We start from the raw sequence: 22,738 nt of genomic DNA, 5'->3' as shown, positions 1-22,738 counted from the left end.
GGCGGATTTGTCGGTGGGGGCGCCTAGGATCGGGGGCGTGGCAGAGACAGCATCGAAGAAGACCGACCAGCCGACCGCAGCGGACCGCCCCCGCCTGATGCTCATGGACGGGCACTCCCTGGCGTACCGGGCGTTCTTCGCGCTGCCCGCGGAGAATTTCACGACGGCCACGGGCCAGCCGACGAACGCCATCTACGGCTTCGCGTCGATGCTGGCGAACACGTTGCGTGACGAGGCGCCGACGCATTTCGCGGTGGCGTTCGACGTGTCCCGCAAGACGTGGCGCACGACGGAGTTCCCCGAGTACAAGGCGAACCGCTCGAAGACCCCCGACGAGTTCAAGGGGCAGGTCGAGCTGATCGGCGAGCTGCTCGACGCGATGAAGGTGCCGCGGTTCGCGGTGGACGGCTTCGAGGCCGACGACGTGATCGCGACGCTGGCGACGCAGGCCGAGGCCCTCGGCTTCGACGTGCTGATCGTCACGGGCGACCGGGACTCCTTCCAGCTGGTCTCCGAGCACACGACGGTGCTGTACCCGACGAAGGGCGTCTCCGAGCTGACCCGGTTCACTCCGGAGAAGGTCGTGGAGAAGTACGGGCTCACCCCCCAGCAGTACCCTGACTTCGCGGCGCTGCGCGGTGACCCGTCGGACAACCTGCCGGGCATCCCGGGCGTCGGCGAGAAGACGGCCGCCAAGTGGATCACGCAGTTCGGGTCGTTCGCCGAGCTGGTGGAGCGGGCCGACGAGGTCAAGGGCAAGGCCGGGCAGAACTTCCGGGACCACCTGGAGGCCGTGAAGCTCAACCGGGTGCTGACCGAGATGGTCAAGGACGTGGAGCTGCCCAGCACCCCGGCGGACCTGGTGCGCGCCCCGTACGACCGGGCCGCGGTCACGGGGGTGCTGGACGTGCTGGAGATCCGCAACGCCTCGCTGCGGGAGCGGCTGCTGGCCGTGGACCCGGGCGCGGCCGGGGCGGAGGAGGCCCCGGCTCCGGCGGCCGGCGTGGAGCTGGACGGGTCGGTGCTGGGCGCGGGCGAGCTCGCGCCGTGGCTGGAGGCGCACGGGGGCGGTCCGCTGGGCGTGTCCACCGTGGACAGCTGGATGCTGGGCGCCGGCAGCGTCAGCGAGGTCGCGCTGGCCTCGGCGGGCGGTGCGGCCGCCTGGTTCGAGCCGTCCTCGCTGGACGAGGCCGACGAGCGGGCCTTCGCGGCCTGGGCCGCCGACGCGGAGCGCCCGAAGGTGGTGCACAACGCGAAGGGCCTGATGCGGGTCTTCCCTGAGCACGGCTGGACCCTGGCGGGCGTCACCATGGACACCGCGCTCGCCGCCTACCTGGTCAAGCCGGGCCGGCGTTCCTTCGCGCTGGACGTGCTGTCCGTGGAGTACCTGGGCCGGGAGCTCCAGCCGCCGGCTGCCGCCGGGCAGCTGGCGTTCGGTGCCGACGAGACCGCCGAGGCGGACGCGCTGATGGCGCAGGCCCGCGCGGTCCTCGACCTGGGCGACGCCTTCGCGGCGAAGCTGCCCGAGGTCGGCGCGGTCGAGCTGCTCCACGAGATGGAGCTGCCGACGTCAGAGCTGCTGGCCCGGCTGGAGCGGGCGGGCATCGCCGCCGACCGCGACCACTTGGAGGCCATGGAGCAGCAGTTCGCGGGCGCCGTGCAGCAGGCGGTGAAGGAGGCGCACGCGGCGGTCGGCCACGAGTTCAACCTCGGCTCTCCCAAGCAGCTCCAGGAGGTGTTCTTCGGCGAGCTGGACCTGCCGAAGACGAAGAAGACGAAGACCGGCTACACCACGGACGCCGACGCGCTGGCCTGGCTGGCCACGCAGACCGACCACGAGCTGCCGGTGATCATGCTGCGGCACCGGGAGCAGGCCAAGCTGCGGGTGACCGTCGAGGGCCTGGTCAAGGCGATCGCCGCCGACGGCCGGGTGCACACCAGCTTCAGCCAGACCGTCGCCGCGACCGGGCGCCTGTCCTCCACCGACCCCAACCTGCAGAACGTGCCGGTGCGCACGGACGAGGGCCGCGCGATCCGCCGGGGCTTCGTCGTCGGTGAGGGCTACGAGTCGCTGATGACGGCCGACTACAGCCAGATCGAGCTGCGCGTCATGGCGCACCTCTCCGAGGACGAGGGCCTGATCGAGGCGTTCCTGTCCGGTGAGGACCTGCACACCACCGTCGCCTCGCAGGTGTTCGGCGTGGAGCGCTCCCAGGTCGACGCCGAGATGCGCCGCAAGATCAAGGCCATGTCGTACGGCCTGGCGTACGGGCTGTCGGCGTTCGGCCTCGCCCAGCAGCTGAACATCGAGCCGGCCGAGGCGCGCGGGCTGATGGAGACCTTCTTCGAGCGGTTCGGCGGGGTCCGCGACTACCTCCAGCGGGTGGTCGACGAGGCCCGGGCGACCGGCTACACGGCGACGGTCTTCGGCCGCCGCCGCTACCTGCCGGACCTGAACAGCGACAACCGCCAGCGCCGTGAGGCCGCCGAGCGGATGGCGCTGAACGCCCCGATCCAGGGCACCGCCGCCGACATCGTCAAGGTCGCCATGCTGCGCGTGGACAAGGCCCTCGCCGAGGCGGGCCTGAAGTCGCGGATGCTGCTCCAGGTCCATGACGAAATCGTCCTGGAGATCGCCCCCGGCGAGCGGGAGCGGGTCGAGGAGCTGGTGCGCCGGGAGATGGGCGCCGCCGTGGAACTGCGGGCGCCGCTGGACGTGTCCGTGGGCGTCGGCGGCGACTGGGAGTCCGCCGCGCACTGACCCCGCGCGCGGCGTCCGAACGCCCGTCCCCTGCCTAGGCGGGGACGGGCGTTCGCGCGTCCCGCTCCGGGCGGGGCCGGTCCCGGTCGCGGTCCCGGCGGTGGCGCAGCCGTACCAGGGTCCCGTACGCCAGCAGCCCGACGGTGAGGCCGGCTCCCGCTCCGAAGCAGACGGTCGGGATGATGTCGAGCGGGGTGCGGATCCGGTCGTAGAAGGTGAAGAAGCGCATCACCCGCAGGGTGATCCCGGCCGCCGCGCAGCCGGTGATCAGTGCGGCGGCGCCCCAGCGCTCCGCGCGGCCGAGCACCGGGACCGAGGCCGGCGCGGGCGTGGCAGGCAGCCGCCGCAGGCCGCTCACCGTGAACCAGAGCAGCGCGCAGGCGGCCACCGCGGAGGAGCCGTACTGGAGGTAGGAGTAGAGGGGCAGGCCGAAGGCGAGGGGGTCACCGAGCCCCGGCAGCACGTTCGTCCCCCAGCGGTCCAGGTGCGTGAAGCTGTCCCACACCACGTGGGTGAGCGAGCCGGCCACCGCCGAGAGGTAGAACCAGAGCGCGAGCCGCGGCAGCCCCCGTCCGCGCCAGCTCTCACCCCGTACGAAGGCGTACGTCCTGCCCCGCCAGGTCCGCGGCAGGAGCGCGACGAGGGGTTCGCGCAGCAGCAGCCAGCACGCCGCGAGGAGCGCGGTCAGGACGGCGTCCACGGTGGCCACGCCCAGCAGGGTGTGCGTGAAGCGGCCGTAGCCCATGACGCCGCTCACGACGGCGTCCGCGAAGTAGAAGGTGTCCGGGGCGAACGAGCCCAGGACGAGCGCCGAGGCGACCAGCGGTCCCCGGGCACGCCCGGTCCGGCGTATGGCCGGAAGTACGGCGGCCGCATGGCTGAGAGTGAACGGCACGGGGGCTCCTCGGGCTTTCGGCGTCCGGACATTATGCGTGTGCTGCGAGGGAACGTGGGGATGTGGTGAATTCCGAGCCGCGGTGCGTGCCGTGTGCAGTGAGTTGACGTAGGGTCACGCGGACGTCTAGGGGAGGGGTCCGTCATGGCGGCACGAATACGCGGACGCGGGCTGCGCAGGGGCGCGGCCGCGGCACTGGTCTCGGCGGTGGTGGCCGCCGCCATGACGGCCTCGCAGGGCCCGGCGGGTGCCGGCCAGCAGCGGATCGCGGCGGCCGGCGAGGAGGCCGCGGCGCGGCAGCCGGCGGCCGCGGGCTCCGGCGGTGACTCCGCCTACTTCACCGAACTCCCGCCGCTGGTGAGCCCCGAGCCGCCGGCCGTGGTCCTGCCGGAGGGGCCGCCCGCCGCCGGGGAGCAGCCCGCGCCCGTGCCCTCGCCGTCGGCGGCCGTGGTGCCGGCGGCGGACCGGCCCTTGGGGCCGGGCGCGCAGGGGATACCGGCCGGCGTGCTCGCCGCGTACCGGGCCGCCGAACAGCTGGTGGCGCGGAACGATCCCGGGTGCGGGCTGCGCTGGCAGCTGCTCGCGGCGATCGGCAAGGTCGAATCGGGGCAGGCGCGCGGCGGGCGGGTGGACGCCGCCGGCACCACGTTGCGGCCCATCCTGGGGCCGGTGCTCGACGGCAACGGCTTCGCGAACATCTCCGACACCGACGGCGGGGCCTTCGACGGCGACGCCCGCTACGACCGGGCCGTCGGGCCGATGCAGTTCATCCCGTCCACCTGGGCGGCCTGGGGCCAGGACGCGAACGGCGACGGCCGGCGCGACCCGAACAACATCCACGACGCCGCGCTGGCGGCCGGACGGTACCTGTGCGCGGGCAGCCGGGACCTGAGGACGGGGGCGGACCTGGACCGGGCCGTACTGTCGTACAACCACTCCGCGGAGTACCTGCGGACGGTGCGGTCCTGGTTCGCGTACTACCTCCAGGGGGTCCACGAGGTCCCGGACGCGGGCGGCGGCGCGGGACCCGCCGGTACGGTCCCCGGCGCCCCGGCGGGCCGGCCGTCGGACCCGAAGCCGACTCCGACCCCGTCGCCGAAGCCGACCCCGGCCCCGTCGCCCACTCCGTCGCCGAAGCCGACGCCGAAGCCCACCCCCACGCCGACGCCGAAGCCAACCCCCACCCCGACGCCGAAGCCCACCCCGACCCCGACCCCGACGCCGACGCCCACCCCGACGCCCACGCCGACCCCGTCCACGAAGCCGACGCCGACCCCCGCCCCCACGCCGACCCCCACCCCGCGCCCGTCCTCGTCGGCATCGGCCCCCGCCCCCGCGCCCACCCCGGCCGTCACCCCCGCGCCCGGCACGGCCGGTTAGGCCCCGGGCCGCCGTACCGGGGCGCCCGGCGCCGAAGTGGCCGCGCCGGGCGCCCCGGCGGTTCCCGGCGGTTCTCATCTCACCCCCGCGTTGCTACGGTACGCCTCCCTGACGCCCCATCAGATCCGGAGGCCCCGCCATGCGCGCACTCGCCGCCGCCGCCGTCGGACTGGCCGCCGCGCTGGCCCTCGTCCTCACCGTCACCGCCTTCGGGGTGCCGGAGGGCGAGACCTCGCCCCGGCCGCTGCTCACCACCGCGCCCGCCGCGCCCGGGAAGTAGAGGAGGCCCGGCCGTGCGACGCAGAGCCAGCCTCGTCCTCCTTGCCCTGGCCGTGTTCTGCGCGGCCCTCGCACCACTGCTGCGCTGGTACGCGTACCCGCGGCTCGCCAAGGTCCCGCCCGGCCAGTACCAGGAGATGGTCCTGGAGGCCAGGGACGCCACCCTCCTCGACTACTCCGGCGGCATGCGGCCCAAGAAGGTCGACAAGGTCACGATCGTCCAGACCCTCAAGGGCAACGTCGAGGCGTCGAGGGAGATCGAGGCCGACGCCGGCAAGGACGTGGTCGTCTGGGACACGCTCTCCCACATCATCGGGCCCGACGGCAAGACGGTCTCGCAGATCCCCGAGCGCTACATCTTCGACGCCCACACCCAGGACCCGGTGCACGCCACCGGCGAGATGGTCGACGGGGACCCGGTCGAGCGCGAGGGCATCGAGTTCAAGTGGCCCTTCTTCACCGAGCCGCGCGACTACCTCTACTTCGACGCCCAGACCCGCACCTCCTCCCCGGTCCACTACCTCGGACCGCGCACCTACCGCGGCATGGACGTCTACTACTTCGAGCAGACCGTCCCCTGGACCAAGGTGTCCATGCCGAAGAAGATGCCGATCGAGGGCATCGACCCCGCCACCATCGAGCAGACCACCGGCACCACCCTCTGGTACACGGTCACGGCCCGGTTCTGGGTGGACCCGGTGACCGGCGCACCCGTCAACGCCGAGCAGGACATCCAGCAGGAGATGCGCGGCGGCATCGCGGCGGGAGCCCCGGACGGCAGGCTCACCGCCTTCGCCGGACACGTCACGATGCGCGAGGACTACGCGGAGCACACCTTCGACCTGGTCTCCGCCAACCGTACGAAGGTCCTCGCGCTGCACACCTACGCCCCGGCCGGCCTCGCCGCCGGCGGGCTGGCGCTGCTCGCCTGCGCCCTCTGGCTGGAGGCCCGGGGCCGCCGCGCCCGGGACGGGGCGGTCAGCGCCTGAGCCGGGCGTTGGTGTGGCGGGTGGGCTCGGCCGTCGCCGGGTCCTCCGGCCACGGATGCCGGGGGTAGCGGCCGCGCAGCTCGGCGCGGACGGCGCGGTAGCCGCCCCGCCAGAAGGAGGCCAGGTCGGCGGTGACGGCGGCCGGCCGGCCCGCCGGCGACAGCAGGTGGACCAGCAGCGGCACCCCCGCCACGCGCGGGGTCTCGGCCAGCCCGAACAGTTCCTGGAGCTTGACCGCGAGCACCGGCTGCTCGGCCGTGTAGTCGACACGGATCCGGGACCCGCTGGGGACCTCGATCCGCTCGGGCGCCAGCTCGTCCAGCCGCGCGGCCTCCCCCGTGGCCCAGGGGAGCAGCCGGTTCAGGGCCTGTCCGGCGTCGATCCGGCCCAGGTCGGCACGGCGCCGGGCCCGCGACAGCTCGGGCTCCAGCCAGTCGTCGGCCCGCTCCAGCAGTGCCGCGTCGTCCGCCACGTCGGGCCAGGAGCCGCCGAGCGTACGGTGCAGGAAGCCGATCCGGGCCCGCAGCGCCCGCGCGTCCGGGGACCAGCGCAGCAGGTCCAGGCCCTCGGTGCGCAGCCCGTCCAGCAGGGCCGCCCGTACCGGCGCCGGGGCGGGGTCGCGCAGCGGGCGCGCCACCAGTTCGATCGCTCCGAGCCGCTCGGCGGAGCGGGCGACCACGTCCCCGTCCTCCCAGCGGACCTCCTCCCCGCGGGCCAGTAGGTGTCCGGCGGCGGCACGGGCGGTGTCCTCGTCGAGGACCGCCGCCAGCCGGACCCGTGCGGACGCCGCGTGCGGGGCCCGGTCGGCGACGGCCACCGCCAGCCAGGGCGCGTCGCGCAGCGCGGAGCCCCCGCCCAGCTCGGCGCCGGTCCCCGAGGCCATCAGGAACGCGCCCGCGCCCCTGGCCCGGGCCACCCGCTCCGGGAAGGCGAGCGCGGCGACGAGGGCGGCGGCGTGGTCGTCGCCGGCCGTCGCCGCGCCCGGGGCCCCGGCCGGGGAGGCGCCCCGCGCGGCGGCGTCGCCGGACAGCGCGCGCTCCAGGCGGCCCACCTCCGCGCGCCAGCGGCCCGCGTACGGGTCACCGCCCCGGCGGGCCGCACGCCAGGCCGCCGCCAGGTCGTCCCCGTACTCCCGCGGCGGCTCCTCGCTCAGCAGCGCCACCACCTCGGCGGCCCGCCGCGCGCCCAGCGCCCCGGCGCCGTCCAGCAGCGCACGCGCCAGCCGCGGGTGCAGGCCCAGCCGGGCCGTGCGCCGCCCGCGCGGGGTCGGCCGTCCCGCGGCGTCCACCGCCCCGACGGCCACCAGTACCTCCCGGGCGGCGGCCATGGCCCCGGCGGGCGGCGGGTCCAGCAGCGCCAGCCCGGCGGCGTCCGGGTCGCCCCAGCAGGCGGCCTGGAGCGCGAACGGCGCCAGGTCCGCGATCCGGATCTCGGGGGAGGGGAAGGCGGGCAGCCGGCCGTCCTCCGCCTCGGCCCAGCACCGGTACACCACCCCCGGCGCCTCGCGTCCGGCCCGGCCCGCCCGCTGGCGGCCCGCCGCGCGGGAGGCCCGTACCGTCGCCAGCGCGCCCAGCCCCCGGGCGTGGTCCACCCGGGGCTCGCGGGCCAGCCCGGAGTCCACGACCACCCGTACGCCCGGCACGGTCAGGCTCGACTCCGCGACGGCGGTCGAGAGGATCACCCGGCGGTGCGCCGAGGCGGTCAGCGCCGCGTCCTGCACGGCGGCCGGCGCCCGGCCGTGGACCTGGAGCACCTCGGCGTCCACCCCGGCCAGCTGCCCGGCGACGCGGGCGATCTCCCCGACGCCGGGCAGGAAGCACAGCACGTCGCCGGAACGTTCCGCCAGCGCCCGGCGCACCACCGAGGCCACGTGCGCGAGCTGCGCCGGATCCACCCTCATCCCGTGCGGCGGCCGCACCGGCCGGGCCGGCGGAGCCCACACGGTCTCCACCGGGTACGCGACCCCGGCGGCCTCCACCACCGGCGCGTCCCCCAGCAGCCGGGCCCAGCCGGCCGCGTCGGTCGTCGCCGAGGCCGCCACCAGGCGCAGCTCCGGGCGCAGGGTCTCGCGTACGTCCAGCAGGAAGGCGGCCACCGTGTCGGCGTCCAGGTGCCGCTCGTGGCACTCGTCCAGGACCACCACGTCCACCCCGGCGAGCTCCTGGTCGCGCTGGAGGCGCTGGAGCAGTACGCCGGTGGTCACCACCTCGACGGCCGTGTCCCGGCCCACGACGCGCTCCCCGCGCACGGTGAAGCCCACCGAGCCCCCGACGGCCTCGCCCAGCAGCCACGCCATCCGCCGCGCCGCCGCCCGGGCGGCGATCCGCCGGGGCTCGGCGACGACCACCCGGCGCGGCGGCCCGCCGCCCGTCAGCCCGGCCAGGACGAGCGGCACGAGGGTGGTCTTGCCCGTACCGGGCGGGGCGCACAGCACGGCCGTGCCCCGCTCGTCCAGTGCCGAGACGAGCGCGGGCACGGCCTCCCGCACGGGGAGGGCGTCGAGGGCGGCCTGGCGGATCAAGGGGTCAGTCCCTCTCGCAGACGAAGATCGCGGTGCCCGGGATCAGGTTGCCGCGCAGCGGGGACCAGCCGCCCCACTCCTGGCTGTTCCACTCCGGCCACTGCGGCTCCACGAGGTCCAGCAGCCGGAAGCCGCCCGCGACCACGTCCCGGACGCGGTCGCCGATGGTGCGGTGGTGCTCGACGTAGACGGCGCGGCCCCGCTCGTCCTGCTCGACGTACGGGGTCCGGTCGAAGTAGGAGGCGGAGACGGAGAGACCCGCGGGGCCGGGCTCGTCGGGAAAGGCCCAGCGGATCGGGTGGGTCACGGAGAAGACCCAGCGGCCTCCGGGGCGCAGGACGCGGCGCACCTCGCGCATGACGTTCACCGGGTCGGCGACGAAGGGGACGGCCCCGTACGCCGAGCAGGCGAGGTCGAAGGAGCCGTCGCGGAAGGGGAGCCGGCCGGCGTCGGCCTCGACGAGCGGGACGTCCCCGCCGATGCGCAGGGCGTGCTGGAGCTGGCGGTGGGAGAGGTCGAGGGCCACCGGGCGGGCGCCCTGGGCGGCGAGCCAGCGCGAGCACTGGGCGGCGCCGGCGCCGATCTCCAGGACGTGCTTGCCCTTGAGGGAGGCGGCGGGCCCCAGCAGGGCGGCGTCGGCCTCGTCCAGGCCCTCGGGGCCCCAGACGAAGCGGTCGTCGCCGAGGAAGGCGCCGTGCTCGCTCTGGTACTCGTCGGCGTTGCGGTCCCACCAGCCGCGGCTGGCGCGGCTGCTCTCCGCCTCGCCCGCGTCACGCCGGGTGGCCTCGGCCTCGTCCTCGGCGGTGCTGCCCGCCCCGCGGGCGTCTTCGGGGGCGTAGTCCTCTTGGTTCATGGGGCCCGTCGTCGTAGTCTGCGGATGGCTCGGTGGTCGGGACGGCCGGAAAGTCGTACGGAGTGCTCATCACCGCGTCGCCGCCCACGAATTGCGCCGGTTTTGCGGTGATCTGCCCGCGGTGTGCGCCTTCGCGCATTGACCCTTCCCGGCTGCCCCCGTATGCTACAAGTTGCGCTGCGAGCCTGTGCTCCTCAGACCTAGCAGGCTGCGCTTGCATCTGTTGATGTCCCCTCGGTTTTCGAGGCCCTTCCCCTTCCAGGGGATTCAGGGGCTTCTTTGGCTGTCCGGCTTCTTCGGCAGGTGCCGATAAGGGCTCCCGGCGTAGCAGTACCTACGACTTTCTGTCCGTAACCGGAGCCCTTTCCCACATGACGAGCAGCACCGAGACCACCGCCACCACCCCTCCGCAGGTAGCGGTCAACGACATCGGTAACGCGGAAGCCTTCCTGGCCGCGATCGACGAGACGATCAAGTACTTCAACGACGGCGACATCGTCGACGGCGTCATCGTGAAGGTCGACCGGGACGAGGTCCTGCTCGACATCGGTTACAAGACCGAAGGCGTGATCCCGAGCCGCGAGCTCTCGATCAAGCACGACGTCGACCCGAACGAGGTCGTCAAGGTCGGCGACGAGATCGAGGCCCTGGTTCTCCAGAAGGAGGACAAGGAAGGCCGTCTGATCCTGTCCAAGAAGCGCGCTCAGTACGAGCGTGCCTGGGGCACGATCGAGAAGATCAAGGAAGAAGACGGCATCGTCACCGGCACCGTCATCGAGGTCGTCAAGGGTGGTCTCATCCTCGACATCGGCCTCCGTGGCTTCCTGCCGGCCTCCCTCGTCGAGATGCGCCGCGTCCGCGACCTCCAGCCCTACGTGGGCAAGGAGCTCGAGGCGAAGATCATCGAGCTGGACAAGAACCGCAACAACGTGGTCCTGTCCCGCCGCGCCTGGCTCGAGCAGACCCAGTCCGAGGTTCGCCAGACGTTCCTCACCACCCTGCAGAAGGGTCAGGTCCGCTCCGGCGTCGTCTCCTCGATCGTCAACTTCGGTGCCTTCGTGGACCTGGGTGGCGTCGACGGTCTCGTGCACGTCTCCGAGCTCTCCTGGAAGCACATCGACCACCCGTCCGAGGTTGTCGAGGTCGGCCAGGAAGTCACCGTCGAGGTCCTCGACGTCGACATGGACCGCGAGCGCGTCTCCCTGTCGCTGAAGGCGACGCAGGAGGACCCGTGGCAGCAGTTCGCCCGGACCCACCAGATCGGCCAGGTCGTCCCGGGTAAGGTCACCAAGCTGGTTCCGTTCGGTGCGTTCGTCCGCGTGGACGAGGGCATCGAGGGTCTGGTCCACATCTCCGAGCTGGCCGAGCGCCACGTGGAGATCCCGGAGCAGGTCGTCCAGGTCAACGACGAGATCTTCGTCAAGGTCATCGACATCGACCTCGAGCGTCGCCGGATCTCGCTGTCCCTCAAGCAGGCCAACGAGTCCTTCGGTGCCGACCCGGCGTCGGTCGAGTTCGACCCGACCCTGTACGGCATGGCCGCGTCCTACGACGACCAGGGCAACTACATCTACCCCGAGGGCTTCGACCCCGAGACCAACGACTGGCTCGAGGGCTACGAGACCCAGCGCGAGACGTGGGAGCGCCAGTACGCCGAGGCGCAGGTCCGCTTCGAGCAGCACCAGGCCCAGGTCATCAAGAGCCGCGAGGCCGACGAGGCCGCTGCCGCCGAGGGCGCTGCCGCCCCGGCCGCCGGTGGCAACGCCGGTGCGGGCGTCTCCGGTGGTTCGTACTCCTCCGAGGGTGCGGACGAGACCTCCGGCGCCCTGGCGTCGGACGAGGCCCTGGCCGCGCTCCGCGAGAAGCTGGCCGGCGGCCAGAGCTGATCGCAGCGCATCACACTCCGGTGTGAGCCGAGCTGAACGACGAGGCCCGTCCCCTTCGGGGGGCGGGCCTCGCCGCGTTCCCCGGCCGTGCGCCGGGCCCCGCCGGGCACCGTGAGTCCGGCCGCCGTCGCGTTGCGTTTCTGTTAACACGGCCGAACGGGGAATGGCCGCGCGACCCCGGACGTTCTCCGCAGGGAACACGGCGCGAGGGAGGACTGGTGACGGTGCTTGATCCACAGGGTCTGTACGAATGGGACGCCAAGGGCCTGGCGGTGGCCGACCTGGCGCTGACCCAGGACTCGGCCGGACTGGTCATGCTCTACCACTTCGAGGGGTACATCGACGCGGGTGAGACCGGCGAACAGATCGTCGAGCGGCTCCTCGACACCCTGCCCCACCAGGTGGTGGCCCGCTTCGACGCGGACCGGCTGGTGGACTACCGGGCACGCCGCCCGCTGTTGACCTTCCAGCGCGACCACTGGAGCGACTTCGAGGAGCCCCGCCTGGAGGTGCGCCTGGTCCAGGACGCCACCGGCGCGCCCTTCCTGCTGCTCTCCGGCCCGGAGCCGGACGTGGAGTGGGAGCGCTTCGCCGCCGCCGTCCGGCAGATCGTGGAGCGGCTCGGCGTCCGGCTCTCGGTCAACTTCCACGGCATCCCGATGGGCGTGCCGCACACCCGGCCCGTCGGCATCACCCCGCACGGCAACCGGACCGACCTGATGCCCGGCCACCGCAGCCCCTTCGACGAGGCCCAGGTGCCCGGCAGCGCCGAATCGCTGGTCGAGTTCCGCCTCGCCCAGGCCGGACACGACGTACTCGGCGTCGCCGCGCACGTCCCGCACTACGTCGCCCGCTCCGCCTACCCCGACGCGGCCCTGACCGCGCTGGAGGCCATCACGGCCGCCACCGGGCTGGTCCTGCCGGCCGTCGCGCACGCCCTGCGCACCGAGGCCCACCGGACCCAGACGGAGATCGACCGGCAGATCCGCGAGGGCGACGAGGAACTCGTCAGCCTCGTCCAGGGCCTGGAGCACCAGTACGACGCCGCGGCCGGGGCCGAGACCCGCGGCAACATGATCGCCGAGCCGGCCGAGATCCCCTCGGCCGAGGAGATCGGCCGCGAGTTCGAGAAGTTCCTGGCGGAACGCGAGGGCGAGGCGTAGGCCCCGGCTGTCAGGGGCGCCCGCGCCGCGGTGGTCCCCCCCCCGGGCGGTGTTCCCCGCCGGTGGGACACCGCCTAGGGTGCTGACCATGCTGAAAGTGGGCCTGACAGGCGGAATCGGTGCCGGCAAGAGCGAGGTCTCGCGGCTGCTGGCGGGATACGGGGCGGTCGTCGTGGACGCCGACCGGATCGCGCGGGAGGTCGTCGAGCCGGGCACACCCGGACTCGCGGCCGTCGCGGAGGCCTTCGGGGACTCCGTCCTCACCGCCGACGGACGGCTGGACCGGCCCCGGCTGGGGGCGGTCGTCTTCGCCGACCCGGAGAAGCTCCGCACCCTCAACGCCATCGTGCACCCCCTCGTCGGGGCCCGGTCCGCCGACCTGGAGCGCGCGGCCGGACCCGGCGCGATCGTGGTGCACGACGTACCGCTCCTCACGGAGAACGGCCTCGCGCCCCTGTACGACCTCGTCGTGGTCGTGGACGCGGCCCCCGAAACGCAGCTGGCCCGGCTGACCGCACTGCGCGGGATGACCGAGGAGGAGGCCCGCGCCCGGATGGCCGCCCAGGCCACCCGCGAGCAGCGGCTGGCGGTGGCCACCCTCGTGATCGACAACGACGGGCCGCTGGAGGCGCTGGAGCCGCAGGTGCGCAAGGTCTGGGAAGAGCTGACGGCCAGGGCCGCGGCCAAGGCCCCCACGGAATAGGGGCAGCGGCGGAGGGCGTTGAACGCGCCCGTAGAGGGAAGGAAAGACACCGTGTCCGAAACCACGCCCCCGCCGCCGCCCACCGGACCGGGACCCGGACCCGCTGGATCTCCGGGTTCCGCGAGCCCCGAGACCCACGTCATCGACTACCGTGCCGCCGAGCACCTCCTGGCCGCCCGCGACCCGCGCGGCGCGGTCCGGCTGCTCGACTCCGTCATAGCCGCCCACCCGGAGAACACCGCGGCCCGGCTGCTGCGCGCCCGTGCCTTCTTCGCGGCGGCCCAGCTGCGGCCCGCCCAGCTGGAGTTCGAGCTGGTGCTGGAGCGGGAGCCGGACAACGCCTTCGCCCACTTCGCGCTCGCGCGCACCCACGAGCGGTCCGGGCGCCCCGAGCAGGCCCGCCGGCACTTCCGGCTCGCCGCCGCCCTCGACCCGCAGCCCGAGTACCTCGAAGCGGCCCGCTTCGAGCGCTGAGCCGCGGCCGGCTCAGCGCTCGCGCGGAGGCTCGTACGGGGGCACGTCCGCCCCCGGCTGGTAGTGCGGGCCCTGACGGATGTGCCGGACGACGACGGCCAGGTCGACGGCGGCCAGCAGCGCGACCGCCGCGCAGGCGGCCGCCCACCCGGAACGGCCGGCCAGCGAGAAGGCGGCCGCCCCGCCGGCGGCCCAGATCAGTCCCCACAGGCTCAGCCAGAACCGCAGCCGCAGCGGACTGCGCGCGGTCACCGGCTCGTTCCCGGTACGCATGGCCATCGCCCCATCCCGTACGGAAGCCTCCGTTCCATGCTCCCACCCGGGGCGCGGCGCGGTAAGCGCCGAGACCGGCCGCGGCCGCGGTCAGGGATTGAGCTTGTTCACGGCCGTCGTGGTCGTCTTCTTGAAGGCGGGCACGGGAGCGTCGGGCAGGTTCCCCATCTGGCCCCACTTCACGACCGTCACGGTGGAGCCGTCGCGTCCGATCCCGTACAGGTGCACGCCCGGCTCGGACTCCGGGATCGAGGTGCCCACCCCGTAGACGTGTGCGCCCTCCTCCACGGCCAGCTTTCCGTAGTCCTGCCAGGACGCCGTCCCGCCCGGGTTCGTGCGCAGCCAGTCCGCGGCGCAGGCGGCGACCCGGCGCTCCAGGGTGGCGGCGAGCTTCGCGGCGGCGGCGCCCGAAGCGGTGCGTACGGAGATCTGGACGGCACCGGTGTCGACCTCGGTGCCGAAGTCGCGGTGCCAGCTGCCGGCGGCCGGAAGGACCCCCTCCAGGCAGAAGGGCGCGTTCTCGGGCAGCCCCTTGGTGACCTTGCCCGGGTACCAGGCGGAGGAGGGGTGCGGGGGCAGGTCGGTGCCGTTCAGGAAGCCGGGGGCGGTGGCGGCCGCGGCGGTGCCCGAGGCGGTCAGGGTGAGGGCGGCGGCCGCCGCGAGGGCGGCGGCGGCGAGGGCCGAGGTGCTGGAGCGTCGGAACACGGTGTCTCCCCGTGAGAGGTGCGGTTGCGTACGTCGTGCGGTGCGGCCGGTGGACGACCGCTACGAACAGCCTTCCCGCTCGGGGGGCAGAGGGGCACGGTTTGCGGCGGAACCGGGACACTGGAACGGCTGTACGTGCCGTCACCTGCGGGAACACCCCCGGCATGGGACGGAGTCACGGGAGGGGGAGCCTGATGGGCGAGGCGGAGACCGAGGAATTCGCGCGGCTGATGCGGGAGCTGAAGGAGCGCGCCGGACTGAGTTACGGAACGCTCGCGCGCAAGCTGCACACGAGCACTTCGACACTGCACCGGTACTGCGCGGGGGAGGCGGTGCCGGCGGAGTTCGCCGTGGTGGACCGCTTCGCCCGGACCTGCGGGGCCGCGCGGGAGGAGGCGGTGGACCTGCACCGCGCCTGGCTGCTGGCGGACGCGCGACGCCGGTCGGCGGGCCGGGCCGCACCGGCGGCCGGGGCGGTCGCGGGGGCCGGGGCGGGGGCCGCGTCGGAGGCGGGGTCCGGGGCCGAGGCCGGCGGGTCCGGAGCCGAGCCAGGGGCCGGGTCGGGGGCGGGGTCCGGGGTCGAGGCCGGCGGGTCCGGGTCCGAGCCCGGGGCCGGTGTCACGGGTGGTGCGCCGGCCGGGGCGGGGCGCTGGTACCGGCGGCGGGGTGTGGCGGTGGGCGCGGCCGGGGCGGCGGCGCTCTCGGTGGCCGTCGCGGTCCTGGTGGCGGCCGGGCCCGGGCCGCGCACCCCCGGGGCGGGCCCGGCCGGGGCCGCCGGTCCCACGACCGGGCCCGCCTCCGTGACGGCCGGGCCGGCGGGCACGCCGAGCGGGCGGGCGAGCACACCCCCGGCGACGTCAACGCCCGCGCCGGTGCCCTCAGGGAGCACCGGCACCGACCCCGGCACCGGCCCCGGCTCGGGTGCCGGCGCGGCGGCGCCTTCGCCGGCCCCGCCGGCCGGGCCGGTGGCGACACCGCTCAAGGCGGCCGTCCGCTCCCACGTGTGGGCCGCCGGCTGTGACCACGCCTACCTCTCCGGGCGGACCCCGGAGTCCGTCCCCGCGCCGCCCGTGGAGGCGGACGCGCCCGCCTGGGCCCGGGCCCAGCGGGCCGTGCACGCCGGGACCCAGACCGTCGAGGTGACCCTGCACGGCACCGGGGAGGGGGCCGTGGTGCTCCAGGGGCTGGAGGTACGGGTGGACGCACGGCGGACCCCGCCGCCCTGGAACGTGTACCAGATGTCCCCGGGCTGCGGCGGCGGCCTCACCCCGGCCGGCTTCGCGGTGAACCTGGACGCGCCGAGGCCGCTGGCCCGGCCCGTCGCGGGCAACGACGCCGGCACCCGGCTCCCCGCGCCGGCCTTCCCGCTGCGCGTCTCGGCCACCGATCCGGTCGTGCTCCGGGTCACGGCGGCCGCCACGGGCTGCGACTGTGACTGGCACCTCGAACTGCGGTGGAGCGGGCCCGGCGGGTCCGGCACCCTCCGCCTCGACGACGACGGCGTCCCCTGGCGCACCAGCGCCGCGGCGGGCCGGCCCGAGTACGGCTTCGCCGGCGAGCTGGGCCGCTGGGCGCGCTGACCGCGCCAGCGCGCCCAGAGAGCCGGCCCGCTGGGCGCGCTGACCGCGCCCCCCTCCGGCCGGGCGTATGCGCTGGTCAGCGGCGTTGTCAGTGGGCGCGCCTAGACTCGGGTGCAGTGGATCCGCCATGACCGGGCGGAGCCGAGCACCAGGGAGGGGGACCCCGTGACCGCGCAGCCGCCGCCGCAGCCGTCGTTGCTGCGCCGCGCCGCCGTGTTCCTCCCCGCCGCCGTACCCCGGGAGGGACGGGTGGCGTTCTGGTGCCCCGAGGGAGACCCCCTGCCCGAGCTGGGGACCCCGCATCCGCTGAAGGTGGTCCGGGCCCACGGGGACGGCGTCCGCACGCGTACCGTGCCCGCGGTGGCGCTGTCGGTGGCCGCCGCCCTGCCCGTGCTGGTGCGGGCCGCCGGCAGCCCCGCCGCGCATCCCGCCACCCGCGCCTGGGGCACCGCCGCCACGCAGGCGCTGGCCCTCGCCGCGCGCGGCCGCCTGCTGCCCGGGCTGACCGCCGACGGGGTCGACGCCTGGCGTGCCGGGCCGCTGGACGCCGAGGACGTCGGGTACCTGCGCGCCGTCGCGGCCGCCCTTCCGTACGAGGGGTACGCCACCCCGCTCGCCGGACGCCGGCCGACCGCGCTGCCCGAGCCGGAGGCCCTGGTCCGGGCCTTCCTCGACGCCGTCGCCGATGTGCTTCCGCGTACGCCGGCCGCGCCCTTCGCCACCGGGCGGCCGTTCGCCGCCGTGGAGCCGCAGCGGGTGCCGGGGATACGGGAGTGGGCCGCGCAGGTCGCGGCCGGTGCCGACGCCGGGGTGGGGATCTCGCTCCGGCTGGACCTGTCCTCCTTCCGCCTCTTCGACGAGGCCGAGCCGGAGGACGTCCGCCGCGCCGGAGCCGCCGTGGTCCAGGTGCACAGCCTCGCCGACCCCACCCTGATCGCCGACGCCGGACAGCTCTGGGCCGGGACGGCGGGCGCCGGCTTCGGCCCGCGCGCCCGGATCGACGCCGTGCTCGCGCTGCGCCGCGCGGCCAGGGTCTGGCCGCCGCTGCTGCGCCTGATCGACCAGCCGGTGCCCGACGCCCTCGCGCTGTCCGATCCCGAGCTGGAGGACCTGCTCGGCACCGCCGCGACCCGCCTGGCCGCCGCCGGGGTCCTCGTGCACTGGCCGCGCGAGCTGGCCCGTACGCTCTCCGCGACCGCCGTCGTACGGCCGGCCGCGCCCGGGTCCGCGACCGACGGCACCGCCTTCTTCGACGCGGCCGCCCTGTTCTCCTTCTCCTGGGAGCTGGCCCTCGGCGGGGACCGGCTCACTCCGGGCGAGATGGACGCGCTCGCGCAGGCCCACCGGCCCGTGGTGCGGCTGCGCGACCAGTGGGTGCGGGTCGACCCCGAGCTCGTGCGCAGGGCGCGCAAGCGGGAGCTGGGCCTGCTGGACCCGGTGGACGCGCTGGCCGCCGTACTCACCGGCACGGCCGAGGTGGACGGCGAGGCGGTACCCGCGGTACCCGTGGGGGCGCTGGCCGCCCTGCGGGACCGGCTCGCCGGCGAGCCGGCCGCGGTCGCGCCGCCCGCGGGCCTGAAGGCGACCCTGCGGGACTACCAGCTGCGCGGGCTGGCCTGGCTGGACCTGATGACCTCCCTGGGGCTGGGCGGCTGCCTCGCCGACGACATGGGCCTGGGCAAGACCGTCACGCTGATCGCCCTGCACCTGCACCGGGCCCGTCCCGAGCCCACCCTCGTGGTCTGCCCGGCGTCCCTGCTGGGCAACTGGCAGCGGGAGATCGAGAAGTTCGCCCCCGGCACCCCCGTGCGCCGCTTCCACGGCGCCGGCCGCAGCCTCGACGGAGTGGGCGGGGGCTTCGTGCTCACCACGTACGGGACGATGCGCGCGGCGGCCGCCCGGCTGGCCGGGCACAGCTGGGGCATGGTCGTCGCGGACGAGGCCCAGCACGTGAAGAACCCCCACTCGGCCACCGCGAAGGCACTGCGCACCATCCCCGCCCCGGCCCGCGTGGCCCTCACCGGGACGCCGGTCGAGAACAACCTCTCCGAGCTGTGGGCCCTGCTCGACTGGACGACCCCGGGACTGCTGGGCCCGCTCACCGCCTTCCGGGCCCGGCACGCCCGCCCGGTCGAGCACCAGCAGGAGGAGGACGGGGGCAACGAGGCGGCGGTGGCCCGGCTGGCCGCCCTCGTCCGGCCGTTCCTGCTGCGCCGCAAGAAGTCCGATCCCGGCATCGCGCCCGAGCTTCCCCCCAAGACGGAGACCGACCACCCGGTGTCCCTGACCCGGGAACAGGTCTCCCTGTACCAGGCCGCGGTGGACGAGGCGATGGCCGTGATCGAGGGCAGCGAGGGCATCGGGCGGCGCGGCATGATCATGAAGTTGCTGGCCTCGCTCAAGCAGATCTGCAACCACCCCGCGCAGTACCTGAAGGAGCAGGACGTGCCGGGGGCCGGTCCCCGCATCGCGCACCGCTCGGGCAAACTCGCCCTGCTGGACGAGCTGCTGGACACGATCCTGGCCGAGGACGGCTCGGTCCTGGTCTTCACCCAGTACGTGACCATGGCCCGGATCCTGGAGCGCCACCTCACCGACCGGGGCATCCCCTCGCAGCTCCTGCACGGCGGTACCCCCGTCCCGCGGCGCGAGGAGCTCGTCGACCGCTTCCAGTCCGGCGAGGTCCCCGTCTTCCTGCTGTCCCTCAAGGCCGCGGGCACCGGCCTCAACCTGACCCGCGCCGGACACGTGATCCACTACGACCGCTGGTGGAACCCGGCCGTCGAGGAGCAGGCCACCGACCGCGCCTACCGCATCGGCCAGACCCAGCCCGTCCAGGTCCACCGCATCATCGCCGAAGGCACCGTGGAGGACCGCATCGCCGAACTGCTGGAGAGCAAGCGGGCCCTGGCCGATGCCGTCCTCGGCTCCGGCGAGTCGGCGCTGACCGAGCTGACCGACCGTGAGCTGGCCGATCTCGTCTCCCTGCGGAGGCCGGCGTGATCACCGCGCGGGACGACCGCCGCCGCACCTTCGAGACCGTGCCCGCCGGGGCGGCGGCCGCGACCTGGTGGGGCCGGGCCTGGGTGGCCGCGCTGGAGGAGCGCGCGCAGGACGCCGCCCGCCTCCAGCGCGGTCAGGCCTACGCCGCCGAAGGCCATGTCGACGCCGTGACGGTCACCCCCGGCCGGATCGTGGCCTACGTCCGGGGCAGCCGGGCCCGCCCCTACCGCACCGAACTGTCCCTGCCCGCCTTCGCGGACGCCGAGTGGTCCGCGCTGCTGGAGGCGCTGGCCGCCGACCCCTCGGCCCTCGCCGCGCTGCTGGAGCGGGAGGTCCCGCAGTCCCTCGCGAACACCCTGCTGCCCGGCGCGGGGGAGCTCGGGGCGCGCTGCTCCTGTCCGGACACGGTGCGGCCGCCCTGCAAGCACGCCGCGGCCCTCTGCTACCGGGCGGCCCGGCTCCTCGACGCCGACCCCTTCGTCCTGCTGCTCCTGCGTGGCCGCGGTGAGCGCGAGCTCCTCGACGAACTGGCCCGGCGAAACGCCGCCCACGCGGCGCGCGAACAGCCCGGTGCCGCACCGGACTTCCCCGGCGTCCCGGCCCGCGCGGCGCTCGCCCGGACCAGCCGGCCCCCACTGCCCGCCCCGCTCCCCGCACCGGCCGCCGCGGGGCCGCCGCCGGCCTACCCAGCCGATCCGGCGGCGCCCGATCCGCTGGCGCTGGAGCAGCTCGCCGGTGACGCGGCCGCCCGCGCGCTGGCCCTGCTCGGCACGGCCGAGGACCCCATCGCCGGGCTCACCCTCTGGCAGGACGCCGTCCGGCTGGCCTCGGCGCACCCCACCTCCGGCCTCACCGGCACCGCCCGCGCCCTCTACCGCGACCTGGCCCGGGCGACCGGCCGCAGCACCACGGACCTGGCCCGCGCCGCCGCGGCATGGCGGCAGGGGGGCCTGCCCGCGCTCACCGTCCTCGAAGAGCCCTGGGACCCCCCGGCAGGGCCCTTCGACCGGGCCCGCCCCGCGCTGCTCGCCGCGGGCCAGGGTTCCTTCCGCCCCGAGCGCAACCGCCTCACCGCCCGCACCCGTCAGCTCCGTCTGAGCCGTGAGGGCCTCTGGTACGCCTACGAGTCCCGCCCGGAGGCCGCCGACTGGTGGCCCACCGCCGGCCCGTCCCCGGACCCGGTTACCGCCCTGCTGCGCTGACCTCCCCCGCCCAGGCGGTGAGGGCGGCGAAATCCCGTTCGCGCAGTCCGTGGCGGGGGTGGACGCGCAGCAGGAGGCTCGGAGCCGGGTGGTGGGAGGAGACCCAGGCACGGTCCTGCGGGGTGATCATGTCGTCGACCCACGCGAAGGGCCGGCCGGCCGCCCAGTCGAGCAGCGGGCGGGTCTTCCAGGAGAGGCCGTCGGGGTCCCGGGCGAAGAGCTCCGGCCACTCCACCACGGGCAGGTCGCAGGGGAGCCCGATGTGCGGGGAGATCAAGGTGTTGGCCTGGTGCGTCCAGGCCGTGGCCCAGGCGAGGTCGAAGGGCAGGGCCCGCAGCCGGGCGCCGTGGGAGGGATGGAGGCGCACCCGGACACCGCGCCGGGCCTTGCGGGACTCCGGGTCGCGGTAGGAGAGCCAGACGTCCGGGCGCATCCGGTGGCTCGTATAGCCGCGCAGGCCGGCGAAGAGGGACCGGAACGGATTCAGCGGGCCGTCGACGTCGAGCAGCAGGAGCGGTCGTTCAGTCATGAAGTAGGCACTACCCAGTACACGATGGAGTGAAATGCCTACCGGCGCTATAACCCGAACGGGTCTACCACGTTGTTTCCGGTGCGGGCTCGATGCCCCTGGAACCCCTCCGGAAAGCAGGAAACTGATGCGTCACACTCGTCGGAATGGCTTGATCGCGGTGATGGTCGCGGGTGGCGGACTGGCGGTCGCGGGGGTGGGCGGTCTCGCGCACGCCGACGCCGAAGCGGGCGGGCAGACCGAGCGCTCCCCGGGGCTGCTCTCCGGGAACCTGGTGCAGCTGCCCCTGCACACCCCGGTGAACGTGTGCGGGAACACCGTGAGCGTGGTCGGTGTGCTCAACCCGGCGGCGGGCAACGGCTGTACGAACGCGGCACCGGGTGGCGGGAACGCGGACCCGCGGCCCTCCCATCCGTCGAAACCGGGATCGGGGAACGGGGGAGGCGCGGTGGCCGAGGGAGGGGCGAAGGGTTCCCCCGGGGTGCTGTCGGGCAACGGTCTCCAGCTTCCCGTCGATCTCCCGCTGAACGTCAGCGGGAACTCCGTGAACGTCGTCGGCGTCGGCAACGGCTCCCACGGGAACACCGCCGTGAACGGCGGGACCCCGCCCGGCGGGAAGCCTGCGCAGCCGCCCGCCGCGCAGCCGCCGGTCTCCCCGCGGCCGGTGACCCCGCCCGCCGCGACCGCCCCCTCCACTGCGGGACAGGACCCCACGGCCCTGGCCCGCACCGGCTCCGACGGGCTCGGCTACCTGCTGCCCGGCAGCGGCGCCCTGCTGCTCGGCGGAGCACTCCTCTACCGCCGCTTCCGGCTCAACTGACGTTCCCCGCGCGCCAGCCGTCCAGGACGGCGTCGATCCGCGCCGCCAGCCGGGCCCGCGCCGCGAACCGTGGCACCCCCGCCATCAGCAGCGCGTCGTACTCGGTGTCGGTGTGCCGCACGGCGGCCCGCACCGCCACCGACACCGCCTGCTCGTCCAGTGCCCGGCCGGCGGCGGTACGCCCGACCCGGCCGCTGCCGCGCACCGAGGCGTGGGCGGCGATCGCCTGCGCGCGGTCGGGCGGGCAGCCGGGGAACAGCCGCCGTATCTCGGCGGCGAAGGCCGCGGTGAAGCGGACGTCCTCGGCCGCGCGGCGCAGCCGGTCGCGTTCCCGGCGGCGGGCCCGGGCATCGGCGTCGGCCAGGCAGGCGCGCTCGGCGCGGGCCAGCGCGGCGTCCTCCACCAGCAGCCCCTGGCGTTCGTAGCGGCGGCGGCCCCTGTGCCGGCGCACCACGACGGCATGCAGCGAACTGCCTTCCCGCGCCCGGCGGGTGAGCGCCGCGTCGCCGCGCGGCAGGTACACGAGATGGCCGAGGCCGGCGCAGTCCAGGCAGCGGGGCACCCCGGATTCACGGACGAGGAGCCGTAGCGGTCCCCGTCGGCAGGCGGCGCAGTGGATCGGCTTCTGTGACTCGAAGACGACGAGACTCATGCCGTTGTGATACCGCTTGTCCGCCCCTCTATCACCTTGCGGAGTAAGGTCGTTGGTCTTTCATTAAATC

At 75.1% G+C, this 22,738-nt stretch carries 19 protein-coding genes; 12 read left to right on the top strand and 7 right to left on the bottom strand.

The window, feature by feature from the left end:
- Positions 1-37: 37 nt before the first annotated feature.
- Positions 38-2,761, top strand: a complete 2,724-nt coding sequence (gene polA / locus ACZ51S_RS26430; RefSeq protein ID WP_468962135.1) for a DNA polymerase I — start codon at positions 38-40, stop codon at positions 2,759-2,761.
- A 34-nt stretch (positions 2,762-2,795) separates the two neighbouring features.
- Here polA and ACZ51S_RS26425 read toward each other — a convergent pair whose 3' ends face one another.
- Positions 2,796-3,656: a DUF4184 family protein gene (locus ACZ51S_RS26425; RefSeq protein WP_468477697.1), complete on the bottom strand. Its 861-nt coding sequence runs from the start codon at positions 3,654-3,656 to the stop codon at positions 2,796-2,798.
- 144 nt (positions 3,657-3,800) lie between these two features.
- Here ACZ51S_RS26425 and ACZ51S_RS26420 point away from each other — a divergent pair, with 144 nt between their 5' ends.
- From ACZ51S_RS26420 to pgfA, 3 genes are all read left to right on the top strand, one after another.
- Entirely contained in the window at positions 3,801-5,036 is a 1,236-nt protein-coding gene (locus ACZ51S_RS26420) for a lytic transglycosylase domain-containing protein (RefSeq protein ID WP_468962133.1), read from the top strand.
- Between the two features lie 139 nt (positions 5,037-5,175).
- On the top strand, positions 5,176-5,316 hold the full coding sequence (locus ACZ51S_RS26415; protein WP_388935184.1) for an SPW_0924 family protein: 141 nt from the start codon (positions 5,176-5,178) through the stop codon (positions 5,314-5,316).
- Between the two features lie 13 nt (positions 5,317-5,329).
- Positions 5,330-6,304, top strand: coding sequence for a cell envelope lipid trafficking protein PgfA (gene pgfA, locus ACZ51S_RS26410; protein ID WP_468477695.1), 975 nt, complete (start codon positions 5,330-5,332; stop codon positions 6,302-6,304).
- Here the strand turns inward: pgfA and hrpB are convergent.
- Both hrpB and ACZ51S_RS26400 read right to left on the bottom strand, forming a co-directional pair.
- Positions 6,294-8,825, bottom strand: a complete 2,532-nt coding sequence (gene hrpB / locus ACZ51S_RS26405) for an ATP-dependent helicase HrpB (RefSeq protein ID WP_468962130.1) — start codon at positions 8,823-8,825, stop codon at positions 6,294-6,296. The genes pgfA and hrpB overlap by 11 nt on opposite strands.
- Positions 8,826-8,829: 4 nt before the next feature.
- Positions 8,830-9,678: a class I SAM-dependent methyltransferase gene (locus tag ACZ51S_RS26400; protein ID WP_388935180.1), complete on the bottom strand. Its 849-nt coding sequence runs from the start codon at positions 9,676-9,678 to the stop codon at positions 8,830-8,832.
- 371 nt (positions 9,679-10,049) lie between these two features.
- Between ACZ51S_RS26400 and rpsA the strand changes: the two genes are divergently transcribed.
- From rpsA to ACZ51S_RS26380, 4 genes are all read left to right on the top strand, one after another.
- Positions 10,050-11,564, top strand: coding sequence for a 30S ribosomal protein S1 (gene rpsA / locus ACZ51S_RS26395; RefSeq protein ID WP_007263497.1), 1,515 nt, complete (start codon positions 10,050-10,052; stop codon positions 11,562-11,564).
- Positions 11,565-11,788: 224 nt separating this feature from the next.
- Complete coding sequence (locus ACZ51S_RS26390) at positions 11,789-12,727, top strand: PAC2 family protein (RefSeq protein WP_468803151.1); 939 nt, start codon at positions 11,789-11,791, stop codon at positions 12,725-12,727.
- 88 nt (positions 12,728-12,815) lie between these two features.
- Complete coding sequence (coaE, locus tag ACZ51S_RS26385) at positions 12,816-13,430, top strand: dephospho-CoA kinase (protein ID WP_468477692.1); 615 nt, start codon at positions 12,816-12,818, stop codon at positions 13,428-13,430.
- A gap of 141 nt (positions 13,431-13,571) precedes the next feature.
- Complete coding sequence (locus ACZ51S_RS26380; protein WP_388936176.1) at positions 13,572-13,904, top strand: tetratricopeptide repeat protein; 333 nt, start codon at positions 13,572-13,574, stop codon at positions 13,902-13,904.
- Positions 13,905-13,916: 12 nt separating this feature from the next.
- Here ACZ51S_RS26380 and ACZ51S_RS26375 read toward each other — a convergent pair whose 3' ends face one another.
- Both ACZ51S_RS26375 and ACZ51S_RS26370 read right to left on the bottom strand, forming a co-directional pair.
- Positions 13,917-14,177, bottom strand: a complete 261-nt coding sequence (locus ACZ51S_RS26375) for a DUF6343 family protein (RefSeq protein WP_388936174.1) — start codon at positions 14,175-14,177, stop codon at positions 13,917-13,919.
- A 90-nt stretch (positions 14,178-14,267) separates the two neighbouring features.
- Positions 14,268-14,882, bottom strand: coding sequence for a hypothetical protein (locus tag ACZ51S_RS26370; RefSeq protein ID WP_468803152.1), 615 nt, complete (start codon positions 14,880-14,882; stop codon positions 14,268-14,270).
- 194 nt (positions 14,883-15,076) lie between these two features.
- Between ACZ51S_RS26370 and ACZ51S_RS26365 the strand changes: the two genes are divergently transcribed.
- The 3 genes from ACZ51S_RS26365 (at position 15,077) to ACZ51S_RS26355 (ending at position 20,667) form a co-directional block, all read left to right on the top strand.
- On the top strand, positions 15,077-16,462 hold the full coding sequence (locus tag ACZ51S_RS26365; RefSeq protein WP_468962128.1) for a helix-turn-helix domain-containing protein: 1,386 nt from the start codon (positions 15,077-15,079) through the stop codon (positions 16,460-16,462).
- A gap of 165 nt (positions 16,463-16,627) precedes the next feature.
- Positions 16,628-19,465, top strand: coding sequence for a DEAD/DEAH box helicase (locus ACZ51S_RS26360; protein ID WP_468962126.1), 2,838 nt, complete (start codon positions 16,628-16,630; stop codon positions 19,463-19,465).
- Positions 19,462-20,667, top strand: a complete 1,206-nt coding sequence (locus ACZ51S_RS26355) for an SWIM zinc finger family protein (RefSeq protein ID WP_468962124.1) — start codon at positions 19,462-19,464, stop codon at positions 20,665-20,667. The genes ACZ51S_RS26360 and ACZ51S_RS26355 overlap by 4 nt, the downstream gene beginning before the upstream one ends.
- Here the strand turns inward: ACZ51S_RS26355 and ACZ51S_RS26350 are convergent.
- Positions 20,648-21,196 (bottom strand): hypothetical protein, encoded by a 549-nt coding sequence (locus tag ACZ51S_RS26350; protein ID WP_468803156.1) that lies wholly within the window; start codon positions 21,194-21,196, stop codon positions 20,648-20,650. The two genes, ACZ51S_RS26355 and ACZ51S_RS26350, sit on opposite strands and share 20 nt — an antisense overlap.
- 127 nt (positions 21,197-21,323) lie before the next feature.
- Between ACZ51S_RS26350 and ACZ51S_RS26345 the strand changes: the two genes are divergently transcribed.
- Positions 21,324-22,016 (top strand): chaplin, encoded by a 693-nt coding sequence (locus tag ACZ51S_RS26345; protein WP_468962123.1) that lies wholly within the window; start codon positions 21,324-21,326, stop codon positions 22,014-22,016.
- On the opposite strand, the gene ACZ51S_RS26340 is transcribed toward ACZ51S_RS26345, so the two are convergent.
- A complete protein-coding gene (locus ACZ51S_RS26340) occupies positions 22,009-22,668 on the bottom strand; it encodes a DUF2293 domain-containing protein (RefSeq protein WP_468477686.1) in 660 nt (219 codons plus the stop codon). The genes ACZ51S_RS26345 and ACZ51S_RS26340 overlap by 8 nt on opposite strands.
- Positions 22,669-22,738: the final 70 nt, after the last annotated feature.

This window comes from Streptomyces sp. NPDC034043 (assembly GCF_055575675.1).
The sequence above is the reverse complement of the archived record's forward strand: the minus strand, read 5'-3'. Positions and strand labels throughout refer to the sequence as shown.

What these genes read in the sequence shown, in the direction of transcription:
- ACZ51S_RS26400 (WP_388935180.1), bottom strand. Translation starts at nt 9,678, where the DNA reads ATGAACCAAGAGGACTACGCCCCCGAAGACGCCCGCGGGGCGGGCAGC.
- ACZ51S_RS26420 (WP_468962133.1), top strand. Translation starts at nt 3,801, where the DNA reads ATGGCGGCACGAATACGCGGACGCGGGCTGCGCAGGGGCGCGGCCGCG.
- ACZ51S_RS26375 (WP_388936174.1), bottom strand. Translation starts at nt 14,177, where the DNA reads ATGCGTACCGGGAACGAGCCGGTGACCGCGCGCAGTCCGCTGCGGCTG.
- ACZ51S_RS26350 (WP_468803156.1), bottom strand. Translation starts at nt 21,196, where the DNA reads ATGACTGAACGACCGCTCCTGCTGCTCGACGTCGACGGCCCGCTGAAT.
- ACZ51S_RS26345 (WP_468962123.1), top strand. Translation starts at nt 21,324, where the DNA reads ATGCGTCACACTCGTCGGAATGGCTTGATCGCGGTGATGGTCGCGGGT.
- rpsA (WP_007263497.1), top strand. Translation starts at nt 10,050, where the DNA reads ATGACGAGCAGCACCGAGACCACCGCCACCACCCCTCCGCAGGTAGCG.
- ACZ51S_RS26415 (WP_388935184.1), top strand. Translation starts at nt 5,176, where the DNA reads ATGCGCGCACTCGCCGCCGCCGCCGTCGGACTGGCCGCCGCGCTGGCC.
- ACZ51S_RS26340 (WP_468477686.1), bottom strand. Translation starts at nt 22,668, where the DNA reads ATGAGTCTCGTCGTCTTCGAGTCACAGAAGCCGATCCACTGCGCCGCC.
- ACZ51S_RS26365 (WP_468962128.1), top strand. Translation starts at nt 15,077, where the DNA reads ATGGGCGAGGCGGAGACCGAGGAATTCGCGCGGCTGATGCGGGAGCTG.
- coaE (WP_468477692.1), top strand. Translation starts at nt 12,816, where the DNA reads ATGCTGAAAGTGGGCCTGACAGGCGGAATCGGTGCCGGCAAGAGCGAG.